The sequence below is a fragment of the Nocardia sp. FDAARGOS_372 genome (assembly GCF_002554515.1).
Taxonomy (GTDB): domain Bacteria; phylum Actinomycetota; class Actinomycetes; order Mycobacteriales; family Mycobacteriaceae; genus Nocardia; species Nocardia farcinica.
This window is the reverse complement of the sequence record NZ_PDDW01000001.1, coordinates 5637284-5652951: the sequence shown is the minus strand read 5'-3', so window position 1 is coordinate 5652951 and position 15668 is coordinate 5637284. Positions and strand designations below refer to the sequence as shown.

Below are 15668 nucleotides of genomic sequence, written 5' to 3'. Positions count from 1 at the left end.
GTAGAACACCAGGTTGGGGGAATCTTGACGCACGCGCGACTTGACCACATCGACGAAGACTCCTCGCGCGGCATCGTTCGTGCGCCGGACCTGGCCCGGGTGACGATTCTGGCCAAGCACACGCAGGTGGACATGGCCATTCCGGTCGATGTCCCGGTCGCCCTGGTGATTCCGAGCGTCGTGGACATGGTCGCCCAGCACAGCCGCAGCAACGACTTCGACAACGAGGGCGAACGCTTCGAGCCTGCCGAGTGGGTGCTCGCCCGGATCGGGCATCCGCCCTTCTCCAATTCGCTCAGCCTCGGTGAGCACGGCGTGCGCGACGGTGAGCTGCTCATGCTGGAGAGCGCCTCGCACACCGCGCCGACACCGCTGTTCGACGACATCATGTACAACGTCGCGATCGCCGACGCCGACCACTTCCGCGGGTGGACCCCCAAGACCGCGCGGCTGACCGGCTCGGTGCTCGCCGCGGTGACGATGCTGGTCGGCTGCCTCGGCCTGCTGGCCTCGCCCGCCGCGATGCCCGAGTGGGTGAGCGGTTCGATCGCGCTGGCCGTGGTGATCCTGCTCGTGGTCGCGGGCATGGTGCTGAGCCGGATGTACGGCGACACCGCGACCGCGCTGGTGCTGGGCGGATGCGCGTTGCCCGCGGCGTTCACCGCCGGAATGCTCTATGTGCCCGACCATTACGGCTGGGCGCATCTGCTGCTGGGCGGCACCCTGCTGGGCGCGACCGCGATCCTGGCCTGGCGCGTGACCGGCGTCGGCCTGGCGCTTTTCATCGGCACGGCCGCGGTGGCGGTGTATCTGGTACCGGCGGCGCTCGTCGGCCTGCTGACCGATCAGCCGCTCCGGGCGATCGGCGCGGTCGCGGCCGCGCTGGGGCTGGCGGGGCTCTCGCTGGCGCCGCGGCTGTCGATGTTGCTCGCGAAGTTGCCGCTGCCGCCGGTGCCCTCGCCCGGCACCCCGATCGACCCCACCGAGGACGACCCGGACGATCACCGCGCGCTGCCGACCATGGAGGCGCTGCGCGTGAAATCCGAACGGGCCAGGATGTATCTGGCCGGGCTGGTCGCGGCGACCACACTGGTCACCGCCGCCGGCGCGCTGGCGGCCACCGACCCGCAGGCCGACGACCCGTACTGGCAGGGCATCGCGCTGGCCCTGGTCTGCGCGGTGGTGCTGATGTTCCGCAGCCGCACCTACGCGGGTGCTGAACAGGCCGTGGTACTCATCGCGGGCGGTGCGGCGATCGTGCTGATCATGCTGGTCGGCGCGGCCTTCACCATGGAGATCCCGCTGGCGGTCTTCGGTGCGACCATGCTGATGCTGGTGGCCGCGCTGATCCTGGGCATCATCATCCCGAACCAATCGGCGACCCCGCCCATGCGCCGCGGCGTGGAACTGCTCGAGTACGCGTTCGTGGCGGCGGTGCTGCCGCTGGTGTTCTGGGTGACCTCGCTCTACTCCCTCGTCCGCGGGCTGTGAGGCAGCGGTGGCGCGTCGCCGCCGCGGCGGTGACGCTCGGCATGAGCGCGTCCTTCGGAATCGGCGCGAACGCCGGTGTGGCGCACGCGGATCGGCCGCCCGCGGTGAATCCGGGGCTCAAACCGCCCGGTGATCCCGCGGCGCCGCCGGAGAAGACCGAGCGCCCCGCCAACTCGGCCTGCGCCGACATCCTCACCGGCGGCGACGGCCCGACCATTCCGGAGGCCCAGCGCGCGCTGGATCTCGAGCGGGCCTGGAAGTTCTCCAAGGGCGCGGGCCAGCGTGTCGCGGTGATCGACACCGGTGTCGCCCGGCACCCGCGGCTCCCCGGTCTGGAGGCAGGCGGCGATTTCGTGGCGAACTCGGGCGACGGCACCGAGGACTGCGACGGCCACGGCACCCTGGTCGCGGGCATCATCGCCGCCTCCCAGGTGGAGGGCCAGGGCTTCGCGGGGGTGGCGCCGGAAGCGCAGATCATCACCATCCGCCAGACCAGCAAGATGTACCAGAAGGAGGGTCGCTCGGCGGAGAAGGCGCCCGACGAGTTCCCCGACAGCTACGGCAACCTCAACACGATGGCCTCGGCCATCGTGCGCGCCGCCGACCTCGGCGCCACCGTGATCAACATTTCCGAGGTCTGGTGTGGCACGGGCAGCCCCGACGCCGACAACAAGGTCGGCGCGGCCCTGCACTACGCCGCGATCGAGAAGGACGTCGTGGTCGTGGTGGCGGCCGGGAACAAGGACGACAAGTGCAAGGGCGAGAACCAGGTCATCGACCCGCTCGACCCGACCGCCGACCCGTGGAGCAAGGTCACCTACAACATCAGCCCGGCGCGCTGGGACGACTATGTGCTCTCGGTCGGCTCGATCGACGCCAACGGTGCGCCGTCGAGCTTCACCATCCCCGGCCCCTGGCTGGGGGTCGCGGCCTCCGGGGAGAACATGGTCTCGCTCGATCCGCGGGGCACCGGCACCGCGATCGGTGTGGTCGACCAGCGCGGACAGCAGGGCGCGGTCAGTGGCACCAGCTTCGCGACACCGATCGTCGCCGGGGTGGCCGCCCTGGTGCGCGCCCGGTTCCCGGAGCTGAGCGCGCTCGAGGTGATCAAGCGTATCCAGGCGACCGCGCATGCGCCCGCCGAGGGCTGGAATCCCTATATCGGCTACGGCGCCGTCGACCCCATCGCGGCGCTGACCAACGCCGTGCCCGGTGAGCTGCCACCCAAGCGGCCCACCCCGGCCAAGAGCAGGCAGCTCGCGGTGCCCGCGCCGCCCCCGCCGCCGAACAACACCCCCCGCAATGTCGCGTTGATCGGCAGCGGCGTGATCGCGGGTGCGCTGGTGCTCGGCTATCTCGCCTCGTTCCCGATCCGCCGCCGCTTCGGCGTCTCCGGCGACGACATGTAGCCGCGTTTCCGGTCGCACGGCGGCGGCCGGGAGCGTAGCGTCTGCGGCGGCCCGGGCGATAACCCCAGGTCATCCCCCAACGCAGGTGAGCCCATGACCGAATCTCCCGAGTTGACCCGCAGGCAGGTATGGGAGCGCGCGACGAACGTACCGATGCTGGTGCTGGCGGTCGTGTTCATCGCCGTCTACGCCTGGCACGTGCTCGACACCGGTGCGTCACCGCGCCTGGATGCCTGGCTGACCTGGATAGACGTGGTGATCTGGGCGTTGTTCGCGGCCGACTTCCTGATCCGGGCCTATCTGTCGACCGATCGGCTGCGGTTCGTCCGCACCCACCCGCTCGATCTGCTGATCGTCGTCGTACCGCCGTTCCGGCCGCTGCGGTTGCTGCGCGCCGCGCTGCTGCTGCTCGGGACCTTCCAGCGCAGCTCCATCACCCGGCCCCGGCTCGCGGTGTTCGTCGGCGCCAGTTCGGTGCTGATCCTGCTGCTGGGCAGCCTGGCGTTCTTCGACGCCGAGTACGGCGCGAGCGACAGCAAGATCGACAGCTACGGCGACGCCCTGTGGTGGGCTGCCGTCACCGTGACGACTGTGGGCTATGGCGACATCTACCCGGTGACCGCCGAGGGGCGACTGGTCTCGCTGATCCTGATGACCTTCGGCATCGGCCTGATCAGCTTCGCGATCGGCACGGCGACCAGCTGGGTGATGGACCAGCTGAAGACGGTCGAGGCCACCCAGGAGCGCACCGACCGCGAGATCGGCGGGCTGCTCGTCGAGCTGAAGGAGCTGCGGGCGGAAGTGGCGGCCCTGCGCGACGCGCGGTCGTCGCCCGGCGCCGGGAACGACGGCGCGGTCGATCCGCCCGGGGCCCTCGACCGCGCCTGAACGCTCAGTTCTGCTTACCCACCTGCTGTTTGGCCGGCGACGGGTCCGGCGCGACACCGTCGTGGGCGACCATCGCCTCTTCCCGGCCGAGGGTGGGACCGCCCGCGAGCAGCCCGACGATCGGCCACGGCGCGGGCTCCGGCTTCACCCCGGATTCACTGTCGAGGCCGAGCGCCTTCTGCGCGTCGGCGTTCTTGATGCCGTAGCGCACGCCGGTGTCGGCGACATAGAACAGCGAGTCCTTGCGGCTGCTGTCCGGCTCGATGCCGGTGGTCTGCACGAACGCGCCCGTGCCCGGCGGCACGTACACCGAGTCGGCGTTGGCGCCGGAACCGTCGGCCTGGGCCAGCGGCACCAGCTTGGCGTTGTCCGGGATGGGCAGCGCGACACCGGTGATCACCGACAGTTCGGCGCGTCTGCCGCCGTCGCTGTTGTCGGCGGCGGCCGGGATCGGCTTCCAGGACAGGCAGCTGATCGGCCGGTCCTTCACCTCGACGATCGAGGGCTGGCGTTCGGGGTAGGTGTCGACGGGCAGCGACGCGGCCACCGGCGCGCTGACCCGGTCGGTCTGGTCGATGTGGGTGCTGGTCGCCGAGGACCGGTAGGTGTTGCGGATGATGTCGGCGGTCAGCTTGGTGACCGGCTGCAGACCGTCCTGCAGCACGACGTAGTCCTTGTCCGGTTCGGTCGCCACCTGCACCACGTCGCCGACCCGGTGGCCGCCGATCTGGTAGCTCACGCTCGCGCCCGGGTCGTTGATCTTGGGCGGAATGATCGGCAGCACTTCGGGAATCGCGTTGAGCAGCCCCTCACCGACCGGGCGCGGCGTCATGCCGGTGATGCCGAGCGCGTCGGTGACCTTGCGGTCGGACATGTCCACCCGCGCGCGGCTGTTGTCGTAGACGAGGTAGGCCTGTTCCTTGACCTTCACCAGCAGCGCCTGGTCCGCGCCGAGCACCGAGGCCTTCTCCCCCAGCTCCAGGTCACCGGCGAGCACCGAGGTGGTGAGATCCTTGCTGCCGTCGACCTTCAGCACGTCGCAGACCGACCACGGCCTGCCTTTGCCGTCCTTGTCGTAGCGCAGAGCGGCGGGCGCACCGGGGATGCCGATGAGTTGCCCGCGCGGCTTCTTGCCGAGTTCGGATTCCTTGACGATCACCGCTTTTCCGGAATCACCGGAGGCCAGCCGAGCCGAGGCGAGGTTGAGCGCGGGATGCACCACGCCGTCGATGACCACGTAGACACCACCGGATTCCTTACCGATGAGCAGGACGTTGTCGCCGATCTTGTCCTGCGGGCGCAGCAGCGCGAGAATGCCGCAACCGGCCAGCACCACGCAGCCGAGCACCAGGCCGACGGCGTACGCGCGCGACTGCGAGCGCATCGGATCGTGCAGCATCCGGACGTCCCGGCGGACCAGCGCGTGTTCCATCCGGCGCACCAGGAAGCGATAGCCGCTCACCTGCCAGCGAGTGGTGGGCTTTGAAGGCATGGTTCCTCCCCCGAACAGTGCTCACGTCCGCCGAACACAGTACAGTTCCGTGGGACTGTTGTTCAGCTCGGCCGGGCGGATTCGGCCGACACCGGTTACTTGGGGGACGTGATGGCCGAAGCCACCGGAGCGGGGCCGCGCCCGCTCTTCGGACGCATCTCGATGCCGAATCTGCTGGCCGCGCAGGTCATCGGTCTCCTCGCCGGAACCGTCGCGTTGCTCGCCGGGCTCGACGCCGTCGTCGCCCTCGCCGTCGCGGTGGTCGCGATGCTGCTGCCGCTGATCCCCGTCGCCAAACGCACGGTGCTCGACTGGATCGTCACCTGGTGGCGCTTTCGCACCCGCCGCGAGTACGAACTGGGCGACACCGTCGACTTCCGCGGTCCCGACGACCGCTCCCTCGGCCTCTACTGGGACGGCAGCCGGGTGGTCACGGTGGTGGAGGTGCTGCCGCCGCGCGGCGGACTGACCCGTATCTCCAGCAGCACGGTGCTCGCCTCGCACCTGCTGCCGCTGCCGGAACTGGCGAAATGCCTGAACCAGCACGACATTCTGCTCAGCGGCATCGACATCATCAGCCACGGCCACCGCAGCAGGGCGGGCACGCCCGCAGGCAAGATCTACGAGACACTGCTCGGCCCGCTGCCCGCCACCGCGCACCGCTCGGTGTGGCTGGCGATCAGTTTCGACGCGGTCGCCTGCCCCGGTGCGGCCGAGCGACGTGGTGGTGGCACCGAAGGCGCCTCGCGCGCGGTCACCATTGCCACCCAACGAATCATGCGCGCGCTCGAGGACGCCGACTGCAACGCCCGCATCCTCACCGCCCCGGAGATCCGCAAGGCCGTCCTGCAGATCACCGCGGGCTACGACCCGCGCGCACTGACCCACCGCTGGCGCTATGCCGAGCTGGGCAACGCGGTGAACATCGGGTCGGCCGTCGACCCCGATCATCTGGGCTCGGACCTGCTCGCGCAGCTGTGGGTGGCGCCGTCGCGCGGCACCACCGTGACGGTGCGGCTGCGCCCGGGCAGTTCGGCGGAGACGGTGAACATCGGCGCCTCCTGGCGGCTCACCGCGCGTGAACTGCCCGAGCGCGCCAAGCAGACCGGCATGATCTCGATGAACGGCCGCCACCGCGAGGGCCTGCTCGCCAATCTGCCGCTGGCGGTGCCGAACGTCGACGACACCGTGCCGATGACCGAGTACCCGATCGACGTCGTGGGCGCGCTGCACCTGCCGTCCTCGGGCTGCGGCCAGCTGATCGGCTCGGACGAGAACAACCAGGGCGTCGCGGTGCGCATCATCGGTCAGGGCATCTCGACGGTCTATGTGGCCGGTGAGCTGTATCTGGCCCAGCAGCTGGTGTTCCGCGCGCTGGCCGTCGGCGAGCGCATCCTCATCCGCACCGACCGGCCGCATACCTGGGAGCACCTGGTGCAGACCATCGGCAACCCGGAACGGCTGACCATCGCGGTGGAGACGCACCAGTCCGACGCGGGATACACCGCCGCGGTCGTCGACGGGGTGCTCGCACCGGCGCCGCACGCCGGTGTCACCACGATCTATGTCACCGGTGACCCGATGGGCTGGCCCGCCACCCGGCCGGACCTGTCCATCCACCAGCCCGGCGCGATCGGCAACCGGGTGATCGTGCGCACCGGCACCACCCAGGTCGATCTGACGCTGGTCTCGATCGCGAAAGAGGCCACCTACATCGGGCATCCGCGCGGGCGGCGGCCGATGGCGGCCGCGCAGTGAGTCAGCCGGGATAGGGATCGGCGCGCCGGGCGTCGCGCAATGCCCTTGCCCACCAAGCCAGTTGGCCGATCATGCGGCCGGCGGCGTCCACAGCGGCACCGTCGGCGGTCTGCCCGTCGGCGTCGAAGCGACGCTTGGCCTGATGAAAGCTGACCGTCTCGCGCACCGACACCATGTGGATCTCGGCGACCACCTGACGCAACTGCTCGACCGCGCGCAGGCCACCGGACAGCCCGCCGTAGGAGACGAAACCGATGGGCTTGGCCCGCCATTCGTGCTTGGCGGAGTCGAAGGCGGTCTTCAACGACGCGGGATAGCCGTGGTTGTACTCCGACGTCACCGCCACGAAGGCGTCGGCCGCCGCCAGCCGCGCCCGGAAGGCGGCGACCTCGCTGTTCTCGGTCAGATCCACCGGCAGCGGGGTGTCGAGCAGATCGATCACCCCGGTGTCGAACTCCGGACGCGCGCGCACCGTACGCAGGAACCAGTCGGCCACGACCGGGGCGAAGCGCTCCGGCCGCACGCTGGCCACGATGACCTCGAGCCGCAGCGGTGTGTCCACGGCCCGAGGGTACATCGCCCGGCCGCGCGGACGGTCAGGGCAGGTCGAAGGGCAGGGTCACGCCCTCGTGCACCCGGCAGCGCGCGCAGGTGTCCGTACCCTCGACCGCCGAGATGGCCCCGCGGATCAGCTCTTTGAACGGCTCGATGTTGCGCTTGAACTCGGCGAACACGTCGACCGCGTGCACGCCTTCGCCGCTTTCGAGACCGGCGTCGAGGTCGGTGACCAGTGCGACGGCGCAGTAGCACATCTCCAGTTCCCGGGCGAGCACAGCTTCGGGATAACCGGTCATGTTCACCAGATCCCAGCCCTGCCCGGCGAACCAGCGGCTCTCGGCGCGGGTGGAGAATCGCGGGCCCTGCACCACGACCATCGTGCCGCCGGGCTGCATCGGCAGTTCCTCGACGGCGGAACCGATGGCGGCGCCGCGCAATTCGTCGCAGTACGGGTCGGCGAAGGAGACGTGCACACCGCCGCCGTCGAAGTAGGTCTGCGGCCGACCCGAGGTGCGGTCCACCAGCTGCTCGGGTACCGCGACGGTACCGGGACCCCAGTCCGCGCGCAGACTGCCCACCGCGCACGGTGCGAAGATCCGCCGTACGCCCAGCGACCGCAGCGCCCACATGTTGGCCAGGTAGGGCAGCGTGTGCGGGGCGTACTCGTGCCGCTTGCCGTGCCGCGGCACGAACGCGACCGGTCGTCCGGCGACCTCACCGACCGCGATCGGGGCGCTGGGTGCGCCGTAGGGGGTGTCGATCTCGACGTCCTGGGTCGCGGTGTCGAAGAAGTCGTAGAAACCGGTGCCGCCGATGACGGCGAGGGCGGGGCGGGGAAGCGCGCTCATGGGCTGGATTCTTCCCGAGGCCCGCGGGTGGCGCACACCAGGTCCACGGCGGTCGTGACGGAGGTCACCGGTGTCCGGACCGCCCTCCGGGATGGGCAATGATGGGACGATTCATCGGTTGTCGTGGGAGGTGTGGTGTCGCGAGCGCGTGCGGGTGTGTGGCTCACCGTGGCGAGCGGACTCGCGTTCGCCAGTTCCGGCCCGCTGGCCAAATCGGTGCTGGCTGCGGGCTGGTCGCCCGGGGCGGTGCTGGCGGTGCGGCTGACCGGCGCGGCGGCGGTGATGCTGGTGGCCGCGGCATTGGCCGACCCGCGCGGGCTGGCACGCAGTCCGCGTCACCTGCGCACCATCGGCGGGTTCGGTGTGGTCGCGGTGGCGGGCGTGCAGGCCACGTTCTTCCTGTCGCTGCAGCACCTGCAGGTCGGCGTCGCGCTGATGATCCAGTTCCTGGCGCCGGTGGTGGTGATCGCGTGGGACTGGGTGGTGCGCGGGCGCAGGCCCACCCCGCTGACGTTGCTGGGCGCCGCGGTGGCGCTGGGCGGGGCGGCCCTGGTGATCGACGTCTTCCACACCGAGGGCCTGCGCCCGGTCGGCCTGGCCTGGGCGGCGCTGTCGATGCTGTGCAACGCGGCGTTCTTCCTGCTCTCGGCGCGCACCTCCGACAGCCTCGCACCCGTCACGCTGCTCGGCGCGGGTCTCGGGGTGGCCGCGGTGACCAGCTGGGCACTCGGGTTGAGCAGCGTATTGCCGCTGCACTTCGGCACGAGCACCGCGGTGCTGGCCGCGCGGGAGCTGCCGGTGTGGGCCGCGCTGGCCCTGCTCATCACGATCAGCACGGTGGTGGCGTACGCGTGCGGGGTGGCCGGGGCCGCGCGGATCGGTTCCACCCTGATGTCGCCGGTGCTGCTGAGCGAGGTTTTGTTCGCCGTGGCGCTGTCGCGGATACTGCTCGGCGAGGCGATCGCGCCGATCCAGATGGTCGGCGCGCTGTTGGTGGTCGGCGGCATCGCGCTGGCGCGGTCGGGCGGGCAGCGCCGTCCGGCCGCGTCGGAGGTGCCCGCGCCGGGCCCCCAGGCCACCTGACAAGCCGCCCGATCCCCTGTACCCTAGGGGGGTATTGACTCGCCGATCGGCGGGCCACACGCAGCAAGGAGACAGTCGGTGACCACCCCGGACGCGAGCAGCACCCACGACCACGCGGCACACGGCTACATCACGAGCAAGGACGACTACCTCAAGCGCCTGCGCCGCATCGAGGGCCAGGCACGCGGCCTGCAGCGGATGGTCGAGGAGGAGAAGTACTGCATCGACATCCTCACGCAGGTCTCGGCCATGACCAAGGCGCTACAGGCCGTGGCGATGGGCCTGCTCGAGGATCACATCAGCCACTGCGTGGTGGACGCCGCGGTGGCCGGCGGCCCGGAGGCCGAGGCCAAGATCAAGGAAGCCACCGACGCCATCGCCCGCCTGGTGCGGTCCTGACGTCCGCTCAACGCAACAGCGGGGCGAGCGCGCGCAACGGCGCCAGATAGTCCTCCTCGAGCGGTTGCAGCGCGACGTGGTCGGCGCCCGCGTCCCGATGCGCGCGTAGCCGATCGGCCACCTGCGCCGCGGTGCCGTGCACGGCCAGCGCGTCGACCAACCGGTCACTGCCCTGACCGGCGACGTCGGACTCCTCGTAGCCGAGTCGGCGCAGATTGGCGACGTAGTTGCGCAAGCCGAGATAGCGCGCGACCACCGGGCGGCCCACCGCCCTGGCCCGCTCCGCGTCGTCGTCGACCACCAGCTTCTGCTCCACCGCCAGCAGCGACGCCGCCCCGAGGACGTCCCTCGCGCGACGGGTGTGTTCGGGAGTCGTGAGATACGGCAGCGCGCCCGCCGACCGATCCCGGGCCAGTTCCAGCACTCGCGGTCCGAGCGCCGCGACCGCCCGGCGTTCGCGCGGCACGCCCGCCGCGTCCAGGTCGTCCAGGTACTCCGCCAGCGCGTCGTACGGCTTGCGGTAGGCGCTGACCGCCTCCGGATGACCGACCCCGATGCCGAGCAGGAACCGTCCGGGGTAACGCGCGTCGATGCGGTGGAACGATTCGGCGACTTCGGCGGCGGGCGCGGTCCAGATGTTGACGATGCTGGTGCCGACGGTCAGCGTGGTGGTCGCCGCGAGCAGCGGCTCCACCGTGGGCAGCGCGGCAGGCGGCGAGCCGCCCAGCCACAGCGCGCTGTAGCCGAGCTGTTCCAGTTCGGCGGCCTCCTCGGGCCGAAATCCCTTGTAGCCGCGCCATACCCCGAAAAGTCCGAGCTCGTGTGCCGTCATGCCCCGAGCAACCGCGACGACGCCAACGGCTATTCCGCCGAGGGCGGAATCGAGCGGAAAAAGTGTTAGCACTCTCGCCCGGAGAGTGCTAAATTTGATGGTGCACAGCTTCCGGCGCTCGCCGCCGTGGCGAGCACCGCCGTGATGGAAATGGAGGTGATTGCTGTGCTGCGGTTCGATCCATTCCATGACATCGACACCGTTGCTCGCCATCTGCTCGGCGAGGGAACCGGTACGGCACGTGCGCCGCGATTCATGCCGATGGATCTGTTCAAGGCCGGTGACCACTACGTGCTCAATGCCGACCTGCCCGGTGTCGATCCCGGTTCCGTCGATGTGAGCGTGGACAACGGCACGCTGACCCTGCGCGCCCAGCGCAGCGTCCCGAGCGAGGAAGGCGTCCAGTGGATCGCCTCGGAGCGCTTCGCGGGCACCTACATGCGCCAGCTGTCGCTCGGCGACAACGTCGACACCGACAAGATCAGCGCCACCTACAACAACGGCGTGCTGTCGGTGACCATCCCGATCGCCGAGAAGGCCAAGCCGCGCCGCATCGAGATCACCGGCGGATCCGAACAGAAAACGATCGAAGCGAGCTCCAACAGCTGACGCGGATCGCCACGAACACCGCATCGCGAGTCGTCTCCGGACGGCTCGCGATGCCCGTCCACGGGGCGCTCACTCCCCGCAGCACCCCTCCACCGCGGGCGCCGACCGCATCTCCCTGGTCTGGACGTTGCGCGCGGCGAGTTCGTCATCGGCCGGATAGTCCACCGCGACGAGGCTGAGGCCGTGCGCGGGCGCCACCGTCACCGAACTCGAGCGCTGCGTCTCGCGCAGCAGCCCGGCCACCCACTCCGGGCTGCGCCTGCCCTCCCCCACCGCGAGTACGGCGCCGACCAGACTGCGCACCATCGACCAGCAGAACGCGTCCGCACTCACGTGCGCGAGCAGCAGATCCCCCTGCCGCTCCCAATCGAACCGCTGGAGTTCCCGCACCGTGGTGGCGCCCTCCCGGCGACGGCAGAACGCGGCGAAATCGTGCAGCCCCAGCAGCATGCGCGAGGCACGGCGCATGGCATCGACATCCACCGCGCTCTTGCACGGCACCACGCTGCGGGCCGCCAGCGGTTCGGCCCCGTAGGGCGCGGTGGTCAGCCGATAGACGTAGTGGCGGCGGATCGCGGAGAACCTGGCGTCGAAATCCGGTGGGACCACGTCCGCGCGCTTGACCCGGACGTCCTTGGGCAGGAACCGGGCCAGCCGGTGCACCAGCTGCGGACCGTCGAACTCCGCCGCGGTGTCGAAGTGCGCGACCTGCCCCTCGGCGTGCACACCCGCGTCGGTGCGTCCGGCGACCGTGAGCTGGATCGGCTCGCGCAGCACCGTGCCGAGCGCGTCCTCGAGCACGCCCTGCACGGTACGCAGGCCGGGCTGCCGCGCCCAGCCCACGAAATCGGTGCCGTCGTAGGCGATGTCGAGGCGTACGCGAATGAGCCCGCCACCCGGAAGGGCGGCGGGCTCATGCGTGGCATCCCGAGTCAGGATCAGGCGTCCTTCTTGTCCTCGGCGGCCTCGTCGGCCTTCGCCTCCGCAGCGGCGTCGGCAGCGGGGGCCTCGGCCTCGGCGGCGGGCGCCTGCTCCTCGGCCTCGGCGGCCGGAGCCTGCTCCTCGGCCTTCTTGGAGGCGGCGACGCGACGGGCACGATCGGCCTCGTTGGTCACGGTCTTCTCCCGGACCAGCTCGATGATCGCCATCGGCGCGTTGTCACCCTTGCGGGGCAGCGTCTTGGTGATGCGGGTGTAGCCACCCTCGCGGCCCTCGAACGACGGCCCGATCTCCGCGAAGAGCGAGTGCACGACGTCCTTGTTGCGGATCACCTTCAGCACCTCGCGACGGTCGGCCAGGGTGCCGGCCTTCGCCTTGGTGATGAGCTTCTCGGCGTAGGGGCGCACGGCCTTGGCCTTGGCCTCGGTCGTGGTGATCCGGCCGTGCTCGAAGAGCGCCGTCGCCAGATTGGCGAAGATCGCCTTCTGGTGCGACGCCGACCCGCCGAAGCGAGCACCCTTCTTGGGCTTAGGCATTGTTGTTCTCCTGTGTCTGATTGCGGTGGTCGCGGGGCCCTTCGCGGTGGCGTTTCACCACCGTCTCCGGGCCCGTCGCGCACGCCGCGGGTCAAGGCCGGGCCGGGTTGCCTACCCCTGCCGGCCTAGAGCTGTTCGGTCTCGGCGTAGTCCTGCTCGCCGCCGTCGTTGTCGCTGAAAGTGCCGCTGTCGCTCCACGTACCGGTGCTCGCGTCGTAGCCCACCACCGAGGACGGGTCGAACGACGCCGGGCTGTCCTTGAGCGAGAGGCCGAGCGCGTGCAGCTTGACCTTCACCTCGTCGATGGACTTCTGGCCGAAGTTGCGGATGTCCAGCAGGTCCGACTCGGTGCGGGCGACCAGCTCGCCCACCGTGTGCACACCCTCGCGCTTGAGGCAGTTGTAGGACCGGACGGTGAGGTCCAGGTCCTCGATCGGCAGGCCGAAGGAGGCGATGTGATCCGCCTCGGCCGGCGAGGGGCCGATCTCGATGCCCTCGGCTTCGACGTTCAGCTCACGGGCCAGGCCGAAGAGCTCGACCAGGGTCTTGCCCGCCGAGGCGAGCGCGTCCCGCGCGCTGATGGAGTTCTTGGTCTCCACGTCCAGGATGAGCCGGTCGAAGTCGGTGCGCTGCTCGACACGGGTCGCCTCGACCTTGTAGGTCACCTTGAGCACCGGCGAGTAGATCGAGTCCACCGGGATCCGGCCGATTTCCGCACCGGACGCCTTGTTCTGCACCGCGGGCACATAGCCACGACCCCGCTCGACGACCAGCTCGATCTCGAGCTTGCCCTTGTCGTTCAGGGTGGCGATGTGCATGTCCGGGTTGTGCACGACAACACCGGCGGGCGGCACGATGTCACCCGCGGTGACGGTGCCGGGGCCCTGCTTGCGCACGTACATCGTGACCGGCTCGTCCTCCTCCGAGGACACGACCAGACCCTTGAGGTTCAGGATGATGTCGGTGACATCCTCCTTCACACCGGGCACGGTGGTGAACTCGTGCAGGACGCCGTCGATGCGGATGCTCGTGACCGCGGCCCCCGGGATCGAGGACAGCAGGGTGCGCCGCAGCGAGTTGCCGAGGGTGTAACCGAAGCCCGGCTCGAGGGGTTCGATGGTGAACTTCGACCGGTTCTCGGCGATGACCTCTTCGGTCAGCGTCGGTCGCTGAGAAATCAGCATGAGGATCTTCCTCCTTCTAGGGCGCCCGCTATTTGACGCCACGTTTCAGGGGTTGTGCGTGGCCGTTCGACGTCGGACGGCCACGCACCAGCGGCACAGCGCGCTGATTACTTCGAGTAGTACTCGACGATCAGCTGTTCCTGCAGCGGCACATCGATCTGCGCGCGCTCGGGCTCCTGGTGGACCAGGATCCGCAGGCGGCCCGGGAGCACCTGCAGCCAGCCCGGCACCGGGCGCTCGCCGAGGGTCTCGCGCGCGACCTGGAACGGCAGGGTCGACAGCGACTTCTCCTTGACATCGATGATGTCGTACTGGCTCACCCGGTAGCTGGGCACGTCGACCTTCACGCCGTTGACCAGGAAGTGGCCGTGGCTGACGAGCTGACGGGCCTGGCGGCGGGTGCGGGCCAGACCGGCGCGGTAGACCACGTTGTCGAGCCGGGTCTCCAGCAGGCGCAGCAGGTTGTCACCCGTCTTGCCCTTCTGGCGGTTGGCTTCCTCGTAGTACCGGCGGAACTGCTTCTCCATGACGCCGTAGGAGAAGCGCGCCTTCTGCTTCTCCTGCAGCTGGAGCAGGTACTCGCTCTCCTTGATCCGCGCGCGGCCGTGCTGGCCGGGCGGGTAGGGGCGACGCTCGAACGCCTGATCGCCGCCGACGAGGTCGACGCGCAGACGACGCGACTTGCGGGTGATGGGTCCGGTGTAACGGGCCATGTCGTTCTACCTTCCTTTCCCGCTAGACGCGACGCCGCTTGGGCGGACGGCAGCCGTTGTGCGGCTGCGGGGTGACATCGGAGATCGTGCCCACTTCCAGGCCGGCGGCCTGCAGCGAGCGGATCGCGGTCTCGCGGCCCGAACCCGGGCCCTTGACGAACACGTCGACCTTCTTGACGCCGTGCTCCTGCGCCTTGCGGGCCGCGTTCTCGGCGGCCAGCTGGGCGGCGAACGGGGTCGACTTGCGCGAACCCTTGAAGCCGACGTGACCCGAGGACGCCCAGGAGATGACGTTGCCGTTCGGGTCGGTGATGGACACGATCGTGTTGTTGAACGTGCTCTTGATGTGCGCGTTGCCGTGCGGAACGTTCTTCTTGTCCCGGCGCCGCGACTTCTGGGTCTTCTTGGGGCCGGAGGCCCGACTCTTCGGAGGCATGCTGTCCCTACTTCTTCTTGCCGGCGACGGTCTTCTTCGGACCCTTGCGCGTCCGCGCGTTGGTCTTGGTGCGCTGGCCGCGCACCGGCAGACCGCGGCGGTGCCGCAGACCCTGGTAGCAGCCGATCTCGATCTTGCGACGGATGTCGGCCTGCACTTCGCGGCGCAGGTCACCCTCGACCTTGAACTCCGAGGCCTCGATGTAGTCGCGGAGCTTGGTCAGGTCGTCATCGCTGAGATCCTTCGACCGCAGGTCCGGGCTGACGCCGGTGGCCTCGAGGATCTCCTTGGAGCGGGTACGGCCGATGCCGTAGATGTAGGTCAACGCGATCTCCATGCGCTTCTCGCGCGGGAGATCGACGCCCATCAGACGTGCCATGGTGGCAGTTCCTTATCGGTGTGGCGGAGGTCTGCTCCCTGTCCGTCCCCGCGTCTCGAGTTGGGGCACCGGCCTCCGTACCGGTGGTTGGCGTGCACACCCCGGGCTGTCCTC

General features: G+C 69.8%; 17 protein-coding genes. 7 read left to right on the top strand and 10 right to left on the bottom strand.

Annotated elements, in window-relative coordinates:
- Nucleotides 1–24: 24 nt before the first annotated feature.
- The 3 genes from eccD to CRM89_RS26295 all read left to right on the top strand — a co-directional run bounded on the left by eccD (nt 25) and on the right by CRM89_RS26295 (nt 3788).
- A complete protein-coding gene (gene eccD / locus CRM89_RS26305) occupies nt 25–1491 on the top strand; it encodes a type VII secretion integral membrane protein EccD (RefSeq protein WP_086846592.1) in 1467 nt (488 codons plus the stop codon).
- Nucleotides 1492–1532: 41 nt separating this feature from the next.
- Nucleotides 1533–2900 (top strand): type VII secretion-associated serine protease mycosin, encoded by a 1368-nt coding sequence (gene mycP / locus CRM89_RS26300; RefSeq protein WP_011207379.1) that lies wholly within the window; start codon nt 1533–1535, stop codon nt 2898–2900.
- Nucleotides 2901–2993: 93 nt separating this feature from the next.
- Entirely contained in the window at nt 2994–3788 is a 795-nt protein-coding gene (locus CRM89_RS26295; protein ID WP_098086559.1) for a potassium channel family protein, read from the top strand.
- Between the two features lie 4 nt (nt 3789–3792).
- Here the strand turns inward: CRM89_RS26295 and eccB are convergent, their stop codons facing one another.
- Nucleotides 3793–5280 carry a type VII secretion protein EccB gene (eccB, locus tag CRM89_RS26290; RefSeq protein WP_011207377.1) on the bottom strand — a complete coding sequence of 496 codons (1488 nt, stop codon included), beginning with the start codon at nt 5278–5280 and terminating at the stop codon, nt 3793–3795.
- 111 nt (nt 5281–5391) lie between these two features.
- Here eccB and eccE point away from each other — a divergent pair, with 111 nt between their 5' ends.
- Nucleotides 5392–7038: a type VII secretion protein EccE gene (gene eccE, locus CRM89_RS26285; RefSeq protein ID WP_098086558.1), complete on the top strand. Its 1647-nt coding sequence runs from the start codon at nt 5392–5394 to the stop codon at nt 7036–7038.
- A 1-nt stretch (nt 7039) separates the two neighbouring features.
- Here eccE and CRM89_RS26280 read toward each other — a convergent pair whose 3' ends face one another.
- The gene (locus tag CRM89_RS26280; protein ID WP_060593104.1) at nt 7040–7615 is read right to left on the bottom strand and encodes an NADPH-dependent FMN reductase; all 576 of its coding nucleotides are present in this window, start codon (nt 7613–7615) and stop codon (nt 7040–7042) included.
- Nucleotides 7616–7634: 19 nt separating this feature from the next.
- Nucleotides 7635–8444, bottom strand: coding sequence for an S-methyl-5'-thioadenosine phosphorylase (locus CRM89_RS26275; RefSeq protein WP_011207374.1), 810 nt, complete (start codon nt 8442–8444; stop codon nt 7635–7637).
- A gap of 135 nt (nt 8445–8579) precedes the next feature.
- Here CRM89_RS26275 and CRM89_RS26270 point away from each other — a divergent pair, with 135 nt between their 5' ends.
- Together CRM89_RS26270 and CRM89_RS26265 are read left to right on the top strand one after the other, a co-directional pair.
- A complete protein-coding gene (locus CRM89_RS26270) occupies nt 8580–9527 on the top strand; it encodes a DMT family transporter (protein WP_172964575.1) in 948 nt (315 codons plus the stop codon).
- Between the two features lie 78 nt (nt 9528–9605).
- Nucleotides 9606–9926: a metal-sensitive transcriptional regulator gene (locus CRM89_RS26265; protein ID WP_011207372.1), complete on the top strand. Its 321-nt coding sequence runs from the start codon at nt 9606–9608 to the stop codon at nt 9924–9926.
- A 7-nt stretch (nt 9927–9933) separates the two neighbouring features.
- On the opposite strand, the gene CRM89_RS26260 is transcribed toward CRM89_RS26265, so the two are convergent.
- Nucleotides 9934–10758, bottom strand: coding sequence for an LLM class F420-dependent oxidoreductase (locus CRM89_RS26260; protein ID WP_098086556.1), 825 nt, complete (start codon nt 10756–10758; stop codon nt 9934–9936).
- 165 nt (nt 10759–10923) lie between these two features.
- Between CRM89_RS26260 and CRM89_RS26255 the strand changes: the two genes are divergently transcribed.
- Nucleotides 10924–11367 carry an Hsp20/alpha crystallin family protein gene (locus tag CRM89_RS26255; protein ID WP_098087131.1) on the top strand — a complete coding sequence of 148 codons (444 nt, stop codon included), beginning with the start codon at nt 10924–10926 and terminating at the stop codon, nt 11365–11367.
- 69 nt (nt 11368–11436) lie between these two features.
- Here the strand turns inward: CRM89_RS26255 and truA are convergent, their stop codons facing one another.
- The 6 genes from truA to rpsM all read right to left on the bottom strand — a co-directional run bounded on the left by truA (nt 11437) and on the right by rpsM (nt 15554).
- Nucleotides 11437–12309 carry a tRNA pseudouridine(38-40) synthase TruA gene (truA, locus tag CRM89_RS26250; RefSeq protein ID WP_371392073.1) on the bottom strand — a complete coding sequence of 291 codons (873 nt, stop codon included), beginning with the start codon at nt 12307–12309 and terminating at the stop codon, nt 11437–11439.
- Nucleotides 12306–12842: a 50S ribosomal protein L17 gene (gene rplQ, locus CRM89_RS26245; RefSeq protein ID WP_011207368.1), complete on the bottom strand. Its 537-nt coding sequence runs from the start codon at nt 12840–12842 to the stop codon at nt 12306–12308. The genes truA and rplQ overlap by 4 nt, the downstream gene beginning before the upstream one ends.
- Nucleotides 12843–12967: 125 nt before the next feature.
- Nucleotides 12968–14026, bottom strand: coding sequence for a DNA-directed RNA polymerase subunit alpha (locus tag CRM89_RS26240; RefSeq protein ID WP_011207367.1), 1059 nt, complete (start codon nt 14024–14026; stop codon nt 12968–12970).
- Nucleotides 14027–14133: 107 nt separating this feature from the next.
- Nucleotides 14134–14739, bottom strand: a complete 606-nt coding sequence (gene rpsD, locus CRM89_RS26235; RefSeq protein WP_011207366.1) for a 30S ribosomal protein S4 — start codon at nt 14737–14739, stop codon at nt 14134–14136.
- 22 nt (nt 14740–14761) lie between these two features.
- Nucleotides 14762–15175 (bottom strand): 30S ribosomal protein S11, encoded by a 414-nt coding sequence (rpsK, locus tag CRM89_RS26230; RefSeq protein ID WP_011207365.1) that lies wholly within the window; start codon nt 15173–15175, stop codon nt 14762–14764.
- Nucleotides 15176–15182: 7 nt separating this feature from the next.
- Entirely contained in the window at nt 15183–15554 is a 372-nt protein-coding gene (rpsM, locus tag CRM89_RS26225) for a 30S ribosomal protein S13 (RefSeq protein WP_011207364.1), read from the bottom strand.
- Nucleotides 15555–15668: the final 114 nt, after the last annotated feature.